Genomic DNA, 14,708 nt, shown 5'->3' on the forward strand with positions numbered 1-14,708 from the left:
ATGGCTGTAAAAGGTATTGAAGAGATGTGGGCTCCTTTTGGGATTTCCGTACAGGTCGGCGAGCTGACCTTGCGGGTGCTGCGCGATAGTGACATCGCCGCCATCCACGGTGTTAGCGCCGCTGCGATATTTGGTGAGCCGCTTCCGGAGTACACGTTCCCCTGGCTGAAAGAGAAACCGGACCCGAGCTTCCGGTGGGCGCACCGCGCGCAGATGTCCCCGGAAGAATGGTCGCTCGACTTCGGAGTGCATCTTGATGGTGAGATCATCGGCTCGGTGGATCTGCGGGCGAAGAATTTTCCCGATAACCATGAGGTTGTAACCGGATCGTGGATCTACCACCACCTTCAGGGCCGCGGTATTGGTACGCAGATTCGTCACGCCGTTGCGGTCTTCTGCTTTGATTACTTGGGCGCGCGCCAGCTGCGCTCGGAGTGGGAGCCGGGGAACGAGGCGTCCCAGGCGGTATCACGCAAGCTGGGCTACACCATCAACGGCAACAAAGCAGTGCTGCGCAAAGAGGATTACCAGCCGGGGCCGGCAGTGACTGTCAGTGGCATGAGCGAGGAGCTGGGCGAGCTGCTTGGGGTGAGGTGCCCTAAGTGACGAAAGTATGACCGACCATTCGCTGGGGCCCGAAAAGTTTGGCAACTAGGGCAGTAGGAACAGCAAGGTTTCCGTGAAAACAAGTGAATTGTCGCCTGTTTTCACGGAAACTTAGGCGTTTTCCTCGTTATCGAAGCGCTTGCGCAAATCCCGCACGTACTCGCCCACCTCGGGGCCTTCGTACTCGCCGACGACCTCGGAGACCTCGCCCACCGAGCGAATCTGACCGTGGTCGATCCACAAGGCGGTATCGCACAGCTGCGCCAGGAAGTCATTGGAGTGGGAAGCAAAGACTAGGATGCCGGAGCGTTTCACCAGGTCCTGGAGGCGGACGCGAGCCTTGGCCATGAAGGCGGCGTCGACGGCGCCGATTCCTTCGTCGAGAAGCAGGATCTCCGGCTCAATGGAGGTCACCACGCCCAGCGCTAGGCGCACGCGCATACCGGTGGAGTAGGTGCGCAGCGGCATGGAGAGGTAATCACCTAGCTCAGAGAATTCGGCGATCTCATCCATCTTGGCCTTCATCTGCTTGATGGTCTGGCCCAAGAAGAGGCCGCGGATGATGATGTTGTCGTAGCCGGAGACCTCCGGGTCCATGCCCACGCCGAGGTCGAAGACTGGTGCCACGCGCCCACGGACGTCGGCGGCGCCGCGAGTGGGCTCGTAGATGCCGGACAGCAGGCGCAGCAGAGTGGTTTTGCCCGCGCCGTTGTGGCCGACGAGGCCCACACGGTCGCCCTCGCGCAGGTGGAGGTTGATGTCTTTGAGTGCCTCCACCATGACCACGTTCTGGTCATTCTTGCCGATGGAGCCACCGGCCGTGGAGAGCATCGCCTTCTTGAGAGAGCGGGACTTGGCATCAAAGATGGGAAAGTCCACGCAAGCGTTATACGTATCAATGGAAACCATGGACGATCCTTTCTAGACCCAGTAGGAGACGCGGAAGCGCCACTGGCGCATGGCCAGGCCGGCGATGAGCAGACCGGCGACGGTGCAGGCGATGACGATGAGCCAGTGATAACCGGCGACGGGCTCGCCGATCATGGGGGCGCGGATGATCTCCATGTAGTGATACAGCGGGTTGATCTCAGCGATGCGTGCGCGGCTGGCCACGGCACCTCCCTGATCCTTCAGGGTGTTGGTCATCCACACGATCGGCGTGACGTAGAAGAGCAGCTGGGTCAGCGCCTCCAGCAGCGGGGCAACGTCACGGAAACGGGTGGCAATGATGCCGAAGAACATGGCAACCCACACGCCGTTAACCAGGAAGAGTCCTAGCGCAGGGATGAACAGGAAGAACTCCCAGCCCAAGTGGCGCGGGAAGATAAGAATGAGCAACAGCCAGATGATGAGGTTGTGACCCAAGAAAAGGGTTTGCCGCCAGACCAGGCGGTAGACGTGCACCGACAGTGGCGCGGGCAGCTGTTTGATTAAGCCCTCGTTGTCGATGAAGACCGTCGAGCCTTCTTTGATGGCGCCCGAAATGAAGTTCCACATAATCAGGCCCACGGTCACGTGGGGCAGGAACTCCGCCACGGGGATCTGGAAGAGCATGGAGTACAGCAGGCCAAGCGCCGCGGCCATGACACCGGTCGCGATGGTGATCCAGAACGGACCCAGCACCGAGCGGCGGTAGCGCTGCTTGATGTCTTGGATGCCCAGCTTGAACCACAGCTCGCGCTGGCGAGCGCCTTGCAGGAGATCGGCGAAGGCCGCCGACATGGTCATGGAACGCGAGGCCGGCTCCTCGCCGGGTGCAGGCGCGGAGGTCATGCGGGCGACGTCGTCACGCAGGTTTTTCTTGTCTTGCACGCCCTTCACCCTAGCGCGCACGTCCCACAAACACCTACACACACGCCCTTAACCTGGGAAAACACGGGCGAGCTGGGAAAACCGAGGGTTAGGAAAGATTCAGGTGGGGCGTATAGAGTAGGGGGCGTTCATCCGCATTGGGAGGAAGGGTTGAAGCATGACGGAACAGTATGACGTCGCCAGCGTGCGAGGTCTTTACACTGGTCTGTCCGATGGTTGGACCTACCTGAACGCGCATGCCGCGCCGCAGATTGCGGAGCGAGTGGCCTCTGGTGTTGCCCGTTCTTTCCGCATGTCCGCCACGGTGAAGCCGCTGGAGGACGCCGTGGGTGCGCACTCGGCGCACAACGATCCGGGGGAGCTCCACGCGGCTGACATGTATGCCTCTGCGCGCCGGGCGGTGGCGGATCTCACAGGTGCCACGGCGGAACGGGTCATCCTGGGCCCGTCCTTGCCGGTGCTCTACCAGTCCTTGGGCGTTGCACTGCGCCCGCTGCTGCGCCGCCAGTCTTCGGTGGTGCTTTCCCGCTTTGATTCGCCGGAGATGACACGCGCGTTTGAGCACGTGGGTGCTGATATTCGGTGGGCGCAGCCGGATTTGGGTACGGGCGAGCTCCCAGCCTTCCAGTACGCCGATCTGGTTGATGGCTCGACGCGATTCGTCGCTTTTTCCGCCGCGCACGAGCTGCTGGGCACGGTCACGCCGGCGTCGGAGATTATTGATTCGGTCCATGAGCGCTCGCGCGCCTGGGTGCTTGTCGACGTCTCATCGATCGCCCCCTACCGCCTCCTCGACTTTGATGCGATTGGGGCGGATATTCTCGGTGTGGATGTGGGCGCGCTGGGTGGCCCGCAGATGGCGGCGCTGGTCTTCCGCGATACCGCGATGTTCCGCCGCCTCGATGAGCTTGTTGTTGGCCCGGTCTCCGCGGGCTTAGCGGGTGGCGTTGGCCCCCTGGTGGACCATTTGGCGGAACTCGCCGGCGGGGAGCGGGGTTCGCGCCGCGTGCGCCTGACGCGTTCGATGCAAGCTCTCTCCGGCTATATGGAGGATCTCACCGGGGATCTTTACAGCTTGTTGGGCACGCTGCCGGCCGTTCACATCCTGGGTGTGACCGGTGAGGCAGCTGCCGACGCCTCCGATGACCGCCTCCCGCGCCTCACCTTCGCCGTGCGCGATGTTCCGGCGGATGTGATTCACCGCCGGCTCTTCGACAATGGCTTGGTCATTACGATCGCCCCGCACACCCCGCTGCTCACGGAGATGGGGGTGGAGGAGGTCGGCGGTGCCGTCACGGTTTCGCTGAGCCCGTTCAGCACGTACCACGACGTCGAGCACCTCACCCGCGTCGTGGCGTCGCTGGCTTAGACCTCGAGGACGAGCTTGCCCGTGACCTCGCCGGAGTCGAGGGCTTTGTGGGCTTCGGCGGCGCGAGCAAGCGCATACGTCGCGTGCAGGTAGTGCTTGACGCTGCCGTTCTCTAGCCAAGGCCAGACGTGTTTAACGGTATCCGCAACGATGGTGGCCTTGCCCTCCAACGAGCGGGAGCGCAGCGTGGTGCCCTGCAGGGTCAGGCGCTTGTTGAGGAGGATACCCATGTTGAGCTCGGCCTTCGTGCCACCCTGCATGCCGATGGTGACCATGTGGCCGCCCTTAGCCAGCGCAATGAGGTTCTTCTTGAGGTACTTCGCGCCCATGATGTCGAGGATGACATCACATTGGTTTTTCAGCTCCTCGGCGAAGTCCTGCTCGTTGTAATTGATGAGGATGTCCGCACCGAGCTCCTTGCAGGTCTCGAGTTTTTCGTCCGAGCCAGCCGTCACGGCGACGGTGGCGCCCAGTTGCTTCGCCACCTGGATGGCGAAGGTGCCGATGCCACCCGCGCCGCCGTGGATGAGGATGGTCTGGCCTTGAGTAAGACCAGCTTCCATAGCGATGTTGGACCAGACCGTGCAGGCCACCTCGATGACGGATGCGGCCTCGGCAAAGGAATAGCCGGTGGGGATGGGCAGCAGCTGGCCTTGGGGCACGGCCACGTACTCGGCGTAGCCGCCGCCGGCGAGCAGCGCGCCGACCTTGGAGCCCACCTCGACGTCGGTGTTGCCTGCATCGACGACCTCGCCTGCGACTTCGAGGCCGATAATCTCCGATGCGCCCTGCGGCGGCGGGTAGTGTCCGCGGGCCTGGAGCAGGTCGGCGCGGTTTACGCCGGCGGCTTTGACCTTAACGAGGACTTCGCCGTCTTGGAGTTGTGGTTTATTGGTTTCCCCCAACTCCAGCGAGTGTGGGTCTTCCAGGTTGGTCTGAATGATGGCTTTCATGCCACACCACCGTACTTAAATCCAATCATCCTCGACGAGGAAGCCGTTGACCGTGATAGCAGCAGCATTGGCCTGGCCCATGGCCATCGCCACCTGTGCGGCTGGATTGACCACGTTGCCTACTGCCCAGACGCGCGGGTGGCTGGTGGTACCGGTGAGATCGGCCTTGATCAGGCTGCCGCCCATCGCAGGGGGCGGACTGTGGCGCTCGAGGTTGAGGTCAGCGAGGAACTCATCGTGGGGGCGGGGAATGGGCATGTAAAACAGTGCATCGACGGCATGCTCGTCGCTTTCCAGCAGGACTTTTCCGTCTTGGAAGGTGGTGACGGGGCCGTCGATAAGCGCAATGCCCCGCCGAGTCAGGTCCGCGCGCTGCTCGTCGGTGAATTCCATTCCATTGGTGAAGAAGGTGATGTCCTTCGACCACTGGCGCAGAACCGCGGCATGGTGGAAGGAGAACTCGCCGATGTAGAGCACGCCGAGCTTCTTGTCCGCCACCTCGTATCCGTGGCAGTAGGGGCAGTGGAGGACCGTATTTCCCCAGTTTTCTTCCAAGCCCGGGATGTTGGGGTGCTCGTCGTCCACGCCGCTGGCGACGATGATGGAGCGGGCAGCGACGGTCTCACCGTTGCTCAACGTGGCGGTGAGCGTGCGGTCATTATCGGTGACGGAATCCACGGTGGCGTTTATGATCTGCGCGCCATAGCTGCGCAGCTGCTCCTTGCCGCGCTCCTGGAACTCAAGCGGTGGTGTGCCTTCGAGGGCGATGACACCGTGGATTTCGTGGGCGAAGCGGTTGCGGGGAGTGGCGGAATCAACAACGAGGACACTGCGGCGGGCACGGACCATGACCAGTGCTGCCTGAAGGCCGGCCGCGCCACCGCCGATGATGAGGGTATCTACTGTCTGCATGGGCCCGAGTAAACCAGAAGAGGGCCCAGCGGCGGTGGAGGGCACCTTGGGTATCCTTTGGGTGTCGTTGAGTCTTGAAGGAGCAAGAAAGTAGCATGACCCACCCCTCCGCTGTCTCTCAGGAGGGCATCCGATCCCGTGCCCTGCGTTTCGCACCGCGCCGCTCGGACTGGTCCCGCGCGACGATCGGGCGCGACCTCTCGGCAGGCCTCATGGTGGCCCTCGTTGCACTCCCCTTGGCGCTCGGCTTTGGTGTTGCGTCCGGTGTCGGCGCGGCAGCCGGAATTACGACGGCCATCGTCGCGGGCATCCTGGCCGCGATCTTCGGCGGTAGCAATGTCCAGGTAAGCGGCCCGACCGGCGCAATGACGGTCGTGTTAATCCCGATCGTGGCTGACCATGGTGCCGACGGAGTGCTCGTTGTCGGCGTGCTGTCGGGGCTCATGCTGCTCTTGCTGGCATTCACCGGCGCTGGCCGCGCGATGAAGTACATGCCGTTGCCTGTCGTCGAAGGTTTCACAGCCGGTATTGCGGTGATCATCGGCCTCCAGCAGCTGCCTGCTGCACTCGGTGTTGACGTGGACGGCGAGAAGGTCCTTGGCTTGGCGTGGGGCGCAATCAAAGCTTGGTTAGATGCGCCGGCATGGCAAGCACCCGTGATGACCCTCGCGGTGGCGGCCGGAATCGTGCTTGCTGCGCGCATTCGTAGTGGCTTTCCCGCGGCGCTGGTGTTGGTAGCTGCCGCGACGGCCATCAACATGCTGGCAGACAGCGGTCTGAAGACTATCGGCTACATCCCGTCGACGTTGCCTGCCCCGCGCTTGCCGCAGATCCCGTGGGAGCACCTGGATTCCTTGCTGTTGGCGGCGGTCGCCGTCGCAGCGCTCGGTGCGTTGGAGTCCTTGCTGTCCGCGACGGTCGCTGACGCAATGACAGTCGGCGACCGGCACGATCCCGACCGCGAGCTCTTTGGGCAGGGCGTGGCCAACGTCGTCGCGCCCCTGTTCGGTGGTATTCCCGCGACCGCCGCGATCGCCCGAACTGCCGTCAACGTGCGAGCAGGCGCAGGCACACGCCTGGCAGCTGTGTTTCATTCGCTGCTCTTGCTCGTCGCCGTGCTCGTCGCGGCCCGGTGGGTGGGCGAGATCCCTCTCGCCGCGCTCGCCGGCGTGCTCATCGCCACTGCGATCCAGATGATCCACCCGCGGAACCTCCGCTCGGTGGTGCGCGCCACCAAGGGCGACGGGGCTACCCTGCTCATCACGGCTGTCGCCACCGTCGTGTTCGACCTTGTCGTCGCCGTGCTCATCGGCCTTGTTATAGCGGGCTTCTTCGCGCTGCGCGATACTGCCCGCACGGCGGTGTTAGAGGCCGCCCCATTGGAGACGGGAGACCACCGCGACAAGGAACGCGAGCTTCTCGACGAGCACATCGCCGCCTTCCGCTTGGAAGGCCCACTCTTCTTTGGTGCAGCGCACGATTTCCTCCTCGATCTCGCTGATGCCTCGTCGGTCAAGGTTGTCGTGCTCCGCATGCGTTATCTCACGACGATCGACGCCACCGGCGCCCAAATGCTCGCCGACACGATCGGACACCTCGAACGCCGCGACACCACGGTCTTACTTGCAGCCACGAAGCCCGAACATGTTCCGGTGTTGCGCGAACTTGGTGTATTCGACCAGCTTGCACACGAGAATCACGTTTTTGACGACACTCTCGACGCTATCGCTCACGCCCGGCTGCATGTCTCGCGCATTCAGCATGAGGAGTCGGATGGCGCAAGCGCGGCGTCGCAAAGCAATCAGCACGACGAGTAGCACTGTCGAGTCGAATTCTTCTCCCGCGGCGGAGTCTAGTACTCTGAACGTGTTGCGCGCGGTGCATGCTGACGCGTGACGAGGAGGCGTGGCAGAGCGGCCGAATGCACTGGTCTTGAAAACCAGCGTGGGGAAACTCACCGCGGGTTCAAATCCCGCCGCCTCCGCCAATTTTTTTGGTGATTACACCAAAATCTTGCGTAAATTTAGCAATGGCACTGGGCTATTCTAGTTCCATGGCCAATCGGCAAATATTCCTCCGCCCAGAGTACAGCCACCCAAGCTCGCTGTGGCCGTCTAAAGAACTCATAGTTTCTGGGGCTAATAGAATCGGATTCTATCTTCCTGAAGACTTAGGAATTGAGTCCGATCTGGGACGCGAAATCCTTGAGTGGACGGAGGAGTTTCAGCAGAATTTCCTCGAGATACCCGATAGCTTTCGCCAGCGTCCGCGTTGGAAGGGGCAATTCGATAGATTTCGATGGTACGACGCGGGTTGGCGTATTACTCACCAATTAAGGGAGCAATTTCCATCGGTACAGATTGTTCCCCAGTTCGCTCAATTCGTTTTCTCCGTTAATGAGCGAAGAGAAAATGCAGGGAAGAAGCCCTTATGCCTCCCCGGAGAACAACTCACAGGGTTTGTATGCATTAGGGATGTGAGGAATGGCGATTAAGGGAAGTTATCGCTTTACGGCGTCAGGCATTGTCTCCGTTGTTCATCGCTGCAGTCACCCAGCTCAGAACGCATCCCACTAGTAGGAACCCGCTAATTTGCAGGTGGGTGGCCCAGTTTCCGCCGCCGCCAGGCAAGGCGAGAAAAATTGAAAATGCAACTGCGGCAAGGCAGTGGAGGGTCAACCGGCTATGTGCGCCTAGACGTCGTTGTGGCCAGGCTTTTTCGATGGCCCAGCTCACTGCTGTGAGAATGGCGTAAAAGGTGATTCCCGCTAAGGCCCCTGGAACAAGGTAGAGCATGGATTCATCTCCTCTCGGGGGGGGAATAATGGTTGTGGTAAGGAAGGCGGTTTCGTGATGTCAGAGGATAACTATTCGGCGTGGGTAGAGACTGATTATCTTTTCGGCTCCCCAGTCAATGCTCGCCGGCTATTGGAGTCTTACGAGCAAGTACTGGACGGAAAGGCTAAGGAGCACGACATCGATCTAGATGTGTAAGAACTATCTTCCGATCGAAGTGGAGTATTCACCTTCTGGCAGGGTGGAACCGGTATTGTTTATCTGAGAGGAATTTTGCCTATTTCCGGTAAACATCTCGTCGGTGAGCAACGCGCAGGACGAGCACCACGAGTTTTCCGTCTATGATTTCATAAACCACGCGATAGTGTCCGACTCGAATTCTGTACAGGTCATCTGAAGCTTTTAGTTTCTTTACTCCATCCGGGCGAGGGGTAACGGCTAAGTCTTCGATTGCAGCAAGTAGTCGCCTTTGTGTCGGTCTGTCGAGCTTGCGTAATTCCTTGGCTGCGGATGCCTTATAGGTGATGCGATAAGTGGAGTTAGCCATAGAAGGCGATTAGGTGAGTCCGAGTTCTTTTTTAAGGTCTTCGTGTGAAATCTCTACGGACTCTCCTCGGGCAAGTTCAGCGGCCTGAACATCTTCACGATCTTCCAGTGCTTCGACTGCGCGGGCGAAAAATGAGGGAGAGACGACAAAAGCGCGAACACGGCTTCCACGGCTAGTGATGGCGACGGGTGTGTGCTGTGCCTCTTCAAGAATTTGGCTTTGGGATTGGCGGAATTGGCTGGATGCCACTGACATCGTTTCCATACTACGAATGTACATCTTGTACAATTCGGTGGGCAAGGGTTGCGGGATATCGGGTTGCTATTTATCCGATCCGCCCCGCCAAGATGCGAGGTAGCGCCTCCGCTGCGGTGGCGGTGACCACCACGCTGGCAAGCGGCGAGAGGTCCGTGGGCTGCGGGGTGACTTCCACGATGGGGATGCCGCGCGCGTGGGCAATCTGCGGCAGGCCGGCGGCAGGGTAGACCACGCCGGAGGTTCCAACGATGAGCAGCGCGTCCGCGGTGGACATGCGGCGCTCGGCCTCGGCCCATTCGTCGTCGGGCAGGGCCTCGCCGAACCACACCACGCCCGGGCGCACGAGCCCGCCGCACACGGGGCATTCGGGTGGGGTGATGCTCTCGACCGGTTCGCTCGGCAGTGCAATGTCCTCGTCATACGGCGTATCGCAGTCGGTGCAGCGGAATGCGAACAAGGAGCCATGCAGGTGAACCACGTCTTGGCTTCCGGCGCGCTCGTGCAGGTTATCGATGTTTTGCGTGGTCACCGTCATGCCGCGTGCGGCAGCAATTGCGCGGTGCCCGGCGTTGGGCGCGGCCCGCTGCGCCAGCTGGGCGCGCCACAGGTACCAGGCGAACATGGGCTTAGGATCATTGCGCCATGCGCTTATCGACGCCATCGCCACCGGATCCACGTTCTCCCAAATGCCCGTCTGCGCATCGCGGTACGTGGCGATGCCGCTATCCGCGCTCATGCCCGCGCCGGTGAACACCTCGACGTGGGTGGCATCAGAAAGAATCGAGTGTGCGCGCTCAAACAGGTGCTCCATATGCCTAGAGTACGGCGATGAGCACGCAGAATGCTATGGATGCAGTGAGGGCGATGCCCATGCGCCACAGGTAGCGCCGGCCCGGTTCGTGCGCGGTGTTGATCTGCAGCTTCGATGGATTCGTGGGGAAGACTGCCATGCACATGGGGTCTGTGGGCTCGTTGTAGACGCCCATGCCACCGGCAAAACGAAGTGCTTCGTTGCGAACCTTTTCATCATCGTCGGTTGGTATGGCTTTCACAGCCTTCGCAGATGTCAGCGTTAACCGGACGCCCTGAATCATGATGAACACGGTGAAGGCTATCCACGCGGCCACGAGGAGAAAGCCCGAGAAGGGGATATCCGGAATGACGGTGCAGACCGCAGTGAGGCACACGCAGGCCGTCATGGTGAGGACTGTCTGGGCAATGAACGTGGAGGTCTTTCCAGTGAGCAGCTCCGCGCGCTGTGCCGTGGCCTCGGAGAACGGAAGAGTTGACTCTGCCGGAACATCCATTGTTTTTCGAGCCAGCGAGATCGGCGGCACGCACAGCGGCAGCGCAATGGCGAACACAACGCCGATCCACACCAGGACCGTTGCGTTGAGGAAAGATTTGGGCTCGAAGCGGTCCGGGTTGCCCGAGCCATCGAAGTGGACCGGGATGGGATCAGGCACCGAATCCCAGCGCAGCAGCATGTACACCAGCGTGAGAGCACACACCACAGCGGTAGCGACGTAATACTGGCGGCTTCTCATGCCAGTGAGTTTACAAGGCGACCGGCCGAGGACCTCTGCGAAAGGCGTCTGGCAAAAGGCATCTGTCAAAAGGCATCTTTGGGATTAAAACGCCATTTGCGCGGGGGTAAAAGGCGTTTTTGGCTCTGAAAACGCCTTCTGGTTGATGCCTTTTACAAGATGCCATGTGAGCAGAGGAGACTGAGCAAGAGTGCGGGCTATGTGTCGTTGTGCTCTTGCCAGGCGTCGATGCCGCCGCGCAGCGAGTAGACGCTGCTGAAGCCGTGGGCGCGGAATGGATCTTCATTGGAGATGTGCTTAAAGGGCGACCGGCTGATTCTTTCCACGCTACGTGGTCTGGGTGAGCAGGTAGAGTCGAGCCCAAGCTGACCAAGAACCGGAAAGGACAGTAGCCGGCAATGGAACCTTATGTTGGAATTGTCGTGATGGAGCTTGCTAAAAAGTCCAGTTCATCTGCCCAAAGCTTCTTCCGCGAGGACTTTTATATTGTGTATGCGGAGTCGGAAGAGAAGGCTCGAGAGCGCGTTGAAGCGATGGCGAACGAGCAGGCCGATGGTGAGGACGTGAAGGTACGGCATATCGTGGATGTCGCGCCAGCCCTCTATGGTTATGTAGACCGCGATTGTGATCTCTACTCGCGGCACTTTGCGAACCTAGAGGACTACGAGCGTTTCGAGATGAAGCTCGGCGGAACCGACCCGTTGGCTGATTAATCGTAGACTTCGCGAAGAAACCTGCTGACTCTCTTCTGCATTGGCCTGGCTAGCTTTCGGAAGGCTTTCGCACCGCGCGGCGTGAAGTTAATTCTCCACGCTACGTTCGGCCTCTAGGTCATCGAGAGAAATGGTCTCTAGCTCGCCTAGGCGTCGGCTTCGGCCGAGAGTTCGGAGATGTGCTCTTGCCAGGCGTCGATGCCGCCGCGCAGCGAGTAGACGTTTCTGAAGCCGCGGGCGCGCAGGGCCTCGACGGCCTGGGCGGAGCGCAGGCCGCTGGCGCAGTAGAGGACGGCAAGGTCGGCGGGGTCTAGGGTCGGGTTGTGGCCGGCGAGGATCTCATCGAGCGGGAGGTGCTGCGAGCCGGGGATGAGGGAGGCGGCGCGCTCGGGGGAGGTGCGGACGTCGATAAGCGTGGCGTCCTCTGGGATCTCGCGGATGTCCGTGGGGTTGTCGGGGCGCGCCGGGGTGGCGCCGTTCGCGCGCACGGGGATGTATTCCCAGGTCCCGGCGAGGGAATCGTAGTAGCCCAGCGTGCCGATGAGCGGGGTGCCGATGCCCGTGAGGAGCTTGAGCGCTTCGACAGCCAGGGCGGAGCCGGCCACGCCGACGACCGGTCCCAGCACGCCGGCCTGCGAACAGGAGGGCACCTGCGGATCGGTGGGGAAGAGGTCCTCGTAGACCGGGCCGTGGCCGGAGTGGAAGACGGTGAGCTGCGCGTCGTATCCCAGAAGCGAGGCCCACACGTGCGGAATGTCCAGCTCATGGGCGGACCAGGAGGCAAGGTGGCGGGAGTAGAAGTTATCGGTGCCGTCGATGATGAGGTCAGCGCCGCGCAGCTGGTCGAGGGCGGTATCGGGCGTGAGGCGTGAGAACTGCTCGACGGTGCACTCCGGGTTGAGGGCACTCAAAGCCGCAGCGGCGGATTCGGTTTTGGGCTGGCCCACGGTTGCTGTGCTGTGGATGACTTGGCGGTGCAGGTTGGAGAGGGAAACGGTGTCGTCGTCGAAAAGCAGGATGCGCCCCACGCCCGCGCCTGCCAGGTAGAGCAGGGCAGGCGAGCCCAGGCCACCGGCGCCGATGACGGCGACGGTAGAAGAGCGAAGCTGTTCCTGTGTGGAGCTTCCCCAGAGGGTTTCCTGGCGTGCATAACGTGAGCTCATTCCAGGCCTACCCAGGTGATGGTGTCATCGGTGTGGAGCTGTTCTTTCCAGATGGGGACTTCCGCCTTGACGCGGTCGGCGCAGGTCGACGCTGCTTCGAAGGCGTCCTTGCGGTGTGCGGAGGCGGCGGCGACGATGAAGGCGGACTCGCCGATTTCTAGTGCTCCAGTGCGGTGCGCGCACCAAAGCCGGACGGCGGGGAAAGCGGCGGCGACTTCGCCGGCGACGCGCTCGATCTCCTGCTGGGCTGAGGGGTGCGCGGTGTAGGTCAGGAGCTTAACGCCCCGGCCGGAATCGTGGTTGCGCACGATGCCGTCGAATAAAACGACGGCACCCGTTTCCGCGGTGGCGATGTCGGGGGCCGTGATGGGCTCAGCACTGATGTGCGCGCCGAGTAGGCCGAAGTTAATGCTCATTGATGCCTTCCAGCTGGTTGATGATGTGGTGAAGAACTGGTTCGAGGACCGCGCAGCCGTCTTTGGCCGCACCCGTAGAGCCGGGGAGGGCCATGGCGAAAGTCCGACCAGAAACGCCCGCAACGGTACGCGAGAGTGCCGCGGTGGGGATGGCCGCTGAGTGCGCGTAGAAGGCGTGGGCCAGGCCGGGCAGTTCGCGCTCCACGTGCGGGGTGAGCGCTTCGACGGTGCGGTCATCCGGCGTGATGCCGGTGCCGCCGGAGGTGAGGATTACGGAGGGCGCATCGGCGAAGGCAGTGGCGAGGGCTGAGTCGATATCGGCGTCCGCGACGACGAGGGGCTGCGGGGTATCGAAACCTTGCTCACGAAGGAAGTTCACCAGGATGGGTCCGGAGCGGTCCTCGTACTCACCGGCGGCGGCGCGGGTCGAGGCAACGATGACGAGTGCGCGGCGGGTCATGAGAGCGGGAACACCTCCACGAGGTCGCCGGCTGAAAGCTGCGTGTTAGCCGGGATACGGATGAGGGCAGTAGCGCCGATGGCTTGGGACATCAGGTGGGAGCCGGTGCCGCCGAGGAAGGAGGCTTCGGCGGTGCCATCGGAAATGTTGATAGTTCCACGGCGGAACTGTTCACGGTTGTTGAGGCCTTCGGCGGGCTCAGTAAGGTGTGCTCTAAATGGAGCGGGAGCGCGGCCGATAACGGGTGCCAAGTAGAGGCGAAAACTTACTAGCGTGGAGATCGGGTTGCCGGGGAAGCAGACAACGGGAACCTCCCCCAAACGCGACAGGCCCTGCGGGCCGCCGGGCTGCTGCGCCACGTGGCCGAACCAGCCGTCCTCTTCGAAGATCTGGCGGATGACCTCAAACTTTCCGTGGGAGATGCCGCCGGAGGTGACGATGACATCGGGGCGGTGGGTGATGACCGCTTCGGTGAGGTCCGCGCGCAGGGCAGAAGGATCGTCATTCGTGCGCACGAAGCCGGCTACGTCGATGCCATACTGCGCAGCCAAGGCCGCGAGCATCGGTGCATTGGAATCGGGGATGGTGGCCTCGCCCGTGCCACCGATTTCCGCGCCGCCGGTGCAGATGAGGATGCGGGCGGGCGCGTATGTGAGGACCTCGGCCAGGCCCTGGGAGGCGAGGGTGGCGATGGAGGGGGCGTCGAGAAGCGCGTGCTCGTTGATGAGGGTCGTGCCGGCCTGGACATCGGAGCCGGCACGGCGGATGAACTGCTCGGGGACTGCCGGCACGGTGACCGTGGCGCCCTCCTCGGGGAAGTGCGGGGGCTCGCAGTGCTCGACGGGGACGATGGTAGCGGTGCCTTCGGGGATTTTGGCGCCGGTCATGATGGGAAGGGCGGTGCCTTCGGTGAGGTCCACCGGAGGATCACCCGCCGCAATGGTGCGGCCGACGGTGAAGGCGCCGCCGTGTGTAGTCGGAAGAGCATAGCCATCCATCTGCGAATTATCGAAAGGCGGAAGGTTGTGTTCCGCGCGGTACGTCGCAGCGGCACGGCGTCCGAAGGCGCTGCTCAGGGGAGTGGACACCATCCGGGGCTGCGGAAGGGCCGCGCGAACGGCGGCGAGGTGTTCCTCATAGGTGCGCATCGGGTTCCT

Annotated in this window: 17 protein-coding genes and 1 tRNA gene; 6 read left to right on the forward strand and 12 right to left on the reverse strand. The window is 61.9% G+C overall.

What is annotated here, in order from left to right; translation table 11 throughout:
- Positions 1-606 carry a GNAT family N-acetyltransferase gene (locus tag FME68_RS08845; protein WP_158397301.1) on the forward strand — a complete coding sequence of 202 codons (606 nt, stop codon included), beginning with the start codon at positions 1-3 and terminating at the stop codon, positions 604-606.
- Positions 607-717: 111 nt separating this feature from the next.
- Here FME68_RS08845 and wzt read toward each other — a convergent pair whose 3' ends face one another.
- Together wzt and wzm are read right to left on the reverse strand one after the other, a co-directional pair.
- Positions 718-1,515 carry a galactan export ABC transporter ATP-binding subunit Wzt/RfbE gene (wzt, locus tag FME68_RS08850; RefSeq protein ID WP_070681585.1) on the reverse strand — a complete coding sequence of 266 codons (798 nt, stop codon included), beginning with the start codon at positions 1,513-1,515 and terminating at the stop codon, positions 718-720.
- A gap of 12 nt (positions 1,516-1,527) precedes the next feature.
- Positions 1,528-2,379, reverse strand: a complete 852-nt coding sequence (gene wzm / locus FME68_RS08855; protein ID WP_070533525.1) for a galactan export ABC transporter permease subunit Wzm/RfbD — start codon at positions 2,377-2,379, stop codon at positions 1,528-1,530.
- Positions 2,380-2,575: 196 nt separating this feature from the next.
- Between wzm and FME68_RS08860 the strand changes: the two genes are divergently transcribed.
- A complete protein-coding gene (locus FME68_RS08860; protein ID WP_158397303.1) occupies positions 2,576-3,787 on the forward strand; it encodes an aminotransferase class V-fold PLP-dependent enzyme in 1,212 nt (403 codons plus the stop codon).
- Here the strand turns inward: FME68_RS08860 and FME68_RS08865 are convergent.
- Together FME68_RS08865 and FME68_RS08870 are read right to left on the reverse strand one after the other, a co-directional pair.
- On the reverse strand, positions 3,784-4,740 hold the full coding sequence (locus FME68_RS08865; RefSeq protein ID WP_158397305.1) for an NAD(P)H-quinone oxidoreductase: 957 nt from the start codon (positions 4,738-4,740) through the stop codon (positions 3,784-3,786). The genes FME68_RS08860 and FME68_RS08865 overlap by 4 nt on opposite strands.
- Positions 4,741-4,755: 15 nt before the next feature.
- Positions 4,756-5,652: an NAD(P)/FAD-dependent oxidoreductase gene (locus FME68_RS08870; RefSeq protein WP_158397307.1), complete on the reverse strand. Its 897-nt coding sequence runs from the start codon at positions 5,650-5,652 to the stop codon at positions 4,756-4,758.
- Between the two features lie 95 nt (positions 5,653-5,747).
- On the opposite strand from FME68_RS08870, the gene FME68_RS08875 reads away from it, so the two are divergent.
- From FME68_RS08875 to FME68_RS13050, 3 genes are all read left to right on the forward strand, one after another.
- Positions 5,748-7,469, forward strand: a complete 1,722-nt coding sequence (locus FME68_RS08875) for a SulP family inorganic anion transporter (RefSeq protein WP_158397309.1) — start codon at positions 5,748-5,750, stop codon at positions 7,467-7,469.
- 82 nt (positions 7,470-7,551) lie between these two features.
- Positions 7,552-7,639: transfer RNA gene (locus FME68_RS08880), tRNA-Ser, on the forward strand.
- Between the two features lie 865 nt (positions 7,640-8,504).
- Positions 8,505-8,645 (forward strand): type II toxin-antitoxin system Phd/YefM family antitoxin, encoded by a 141-nt coding sequence (locus FME68_RS13050; protein WP_010188335.1) that lies wholly within the window; start codon positions 8,505-8,507, stop codon positions 8,643-8,645.
- 79 nt (positions 8,646-8,724) lie between these two features.
- Here the strand turns inward: FME68_RS13050 and FME68_RS08885 are convergent, their stop codons facing one another.
- From FME68_RS08885 to FME68_RS08900, 4 genes are all read right to left on the reverse strand, one after another.
- Positions 8,725-8,994, reverse strand: a complete 270-nt coding sequence (locus FME68_RS08885) for a type II toxin-antitoxin system RelE family toxin (protein WP_158397311.1) — start codon at positions 8,992-8,994, stop codon at positions 8,725-8,727.
- A gap of 9 nt (positions 8,995-9,003) precedes the next feature.
- Positions 9,004-9,249 (reverse strand): type II toxin-antitoxin system Phd/YefM family antitoxin, encoded by a 246-nt coding sequence (locus FME68_RS08890; RefSeq protein WP_082254406.1) that lies wholly within the window; start codon positions 9,247-9,249, stop codon positions 9,004-9,006.
- Positions 9,250-9,319: 70 nt separating this feature from the next.
- On the reverse strand, positions 9,320-10,063 hold the full coding sequence (locus FME68_RS08895; RefSeq protein WP_158397313.1) for an NAD-dependent deacylase: 744 nt from the start codon (positions 10,061-10,063) through the stop codon (positions 9,320-9,322).
- A gap of 4 nt (positions 10,064-10,067) precedes the next feature.
- Complete coding sequence (locus FME68_RS08900; RefSeq protein ID WP_010188341.1) at positions 10,068-10,799, reverse strand: DUF1648 domain-containing protein; 732 nt, start codon at positions 10,797-10,799, stop codon at positions 10,068-10,070.
- Positions 10,800-11,197: 398 nt separating this feature from the next.
- Between FME68_RS08900 and FME68_RS08905 the strand changes: the two genes are divergently transcribed.
- Positions 11,198-11,512, forward strand: coding sequence for a DUF4288 domain-containing protein (locus FME68_RS08905; protein ID WP_010188343.1), 315 nt, complete (start codon positions 11,198-11,200; stop codon positions 11,510-11,512).
- A 146-nt stretch (positions 11,513-11,658) separates the two neighbouring features.
- On the opposite strand, the gene FME68_RS08910 is transcribed toward FME68_RS08905, so the two are convergent.
- The 4 genes from FME68_RS08910 to FME68_RS08925 are packed head-to-tail and all read right to left on the reverse strand — an operon-like array spanning position 11,659 to position 14,699.
- The gene (locus tag FME68_RS08910) at positions 11,659-12,675 is read right to left on the reverse strand and encodes a ThiF family adenylyltransferase (RefSeq protein WP_158397315.1); all 1,017 of its coding nucleotides are present in this window, start codon (positions 12,673-12,675) and stop codon (positions 11,659-11,661) included.
- Positions 12,672-13,091, reverse strand: a complete 420-nt coding sequence (locus FME68_RS08915; protein WP_158397317.1) for a molybdenum cofactor biosynthesis protein MoaE — start codon at positions 13,089-13,091, stop codon at positions 12,672-12,674. Before FME68_RS08915 ends, FME68_RS08910 begins: the two co-directional genes overlap by 4 nt.
- The gene (locus FME68_RS08920; protein ID WP_158397319.1) at positions 13,081-13,551 is read right to left on the reverse strand and encodes a MogA/MoaB family molybdenum cofactor biosynthesis protein; all 471 of its coding nucleotides are present in this window, start codon (positions 13,549-13,551) and stop codon (positions 13,081-13,083) included. The genes FME68_RS08915 and FME68_RS08920 overlap by 11 nt, the downstream gene beginning before the upstream one ends.
- Positions 13,548-14,699, reverse strand: coding sequence for a molybdopterin molybdotransferase MoeA (locus FME68_RS08925; protein ID WP_158397321.1), 1,152 nt, complete (start codon positions 14,697-14,699; stop codon positions 13,548-13,550). The genes FME68_RS08920 and FME68_RS08925 overlap by 4 nt, the downstream gene beginning before the upstream one ends.
- Positions 14,700-14,708: the final 9 nt, after the last annotated feature.

The organism is Corynebacterium hiratae (assembly GCF_009708045.1).
Lineage (GTDB): Bacteria > Actinomycetota > Actinomycetes > Mycobacteriales > Mycobacteriaceae > Corynebacterium > Corynebacterium hiratae.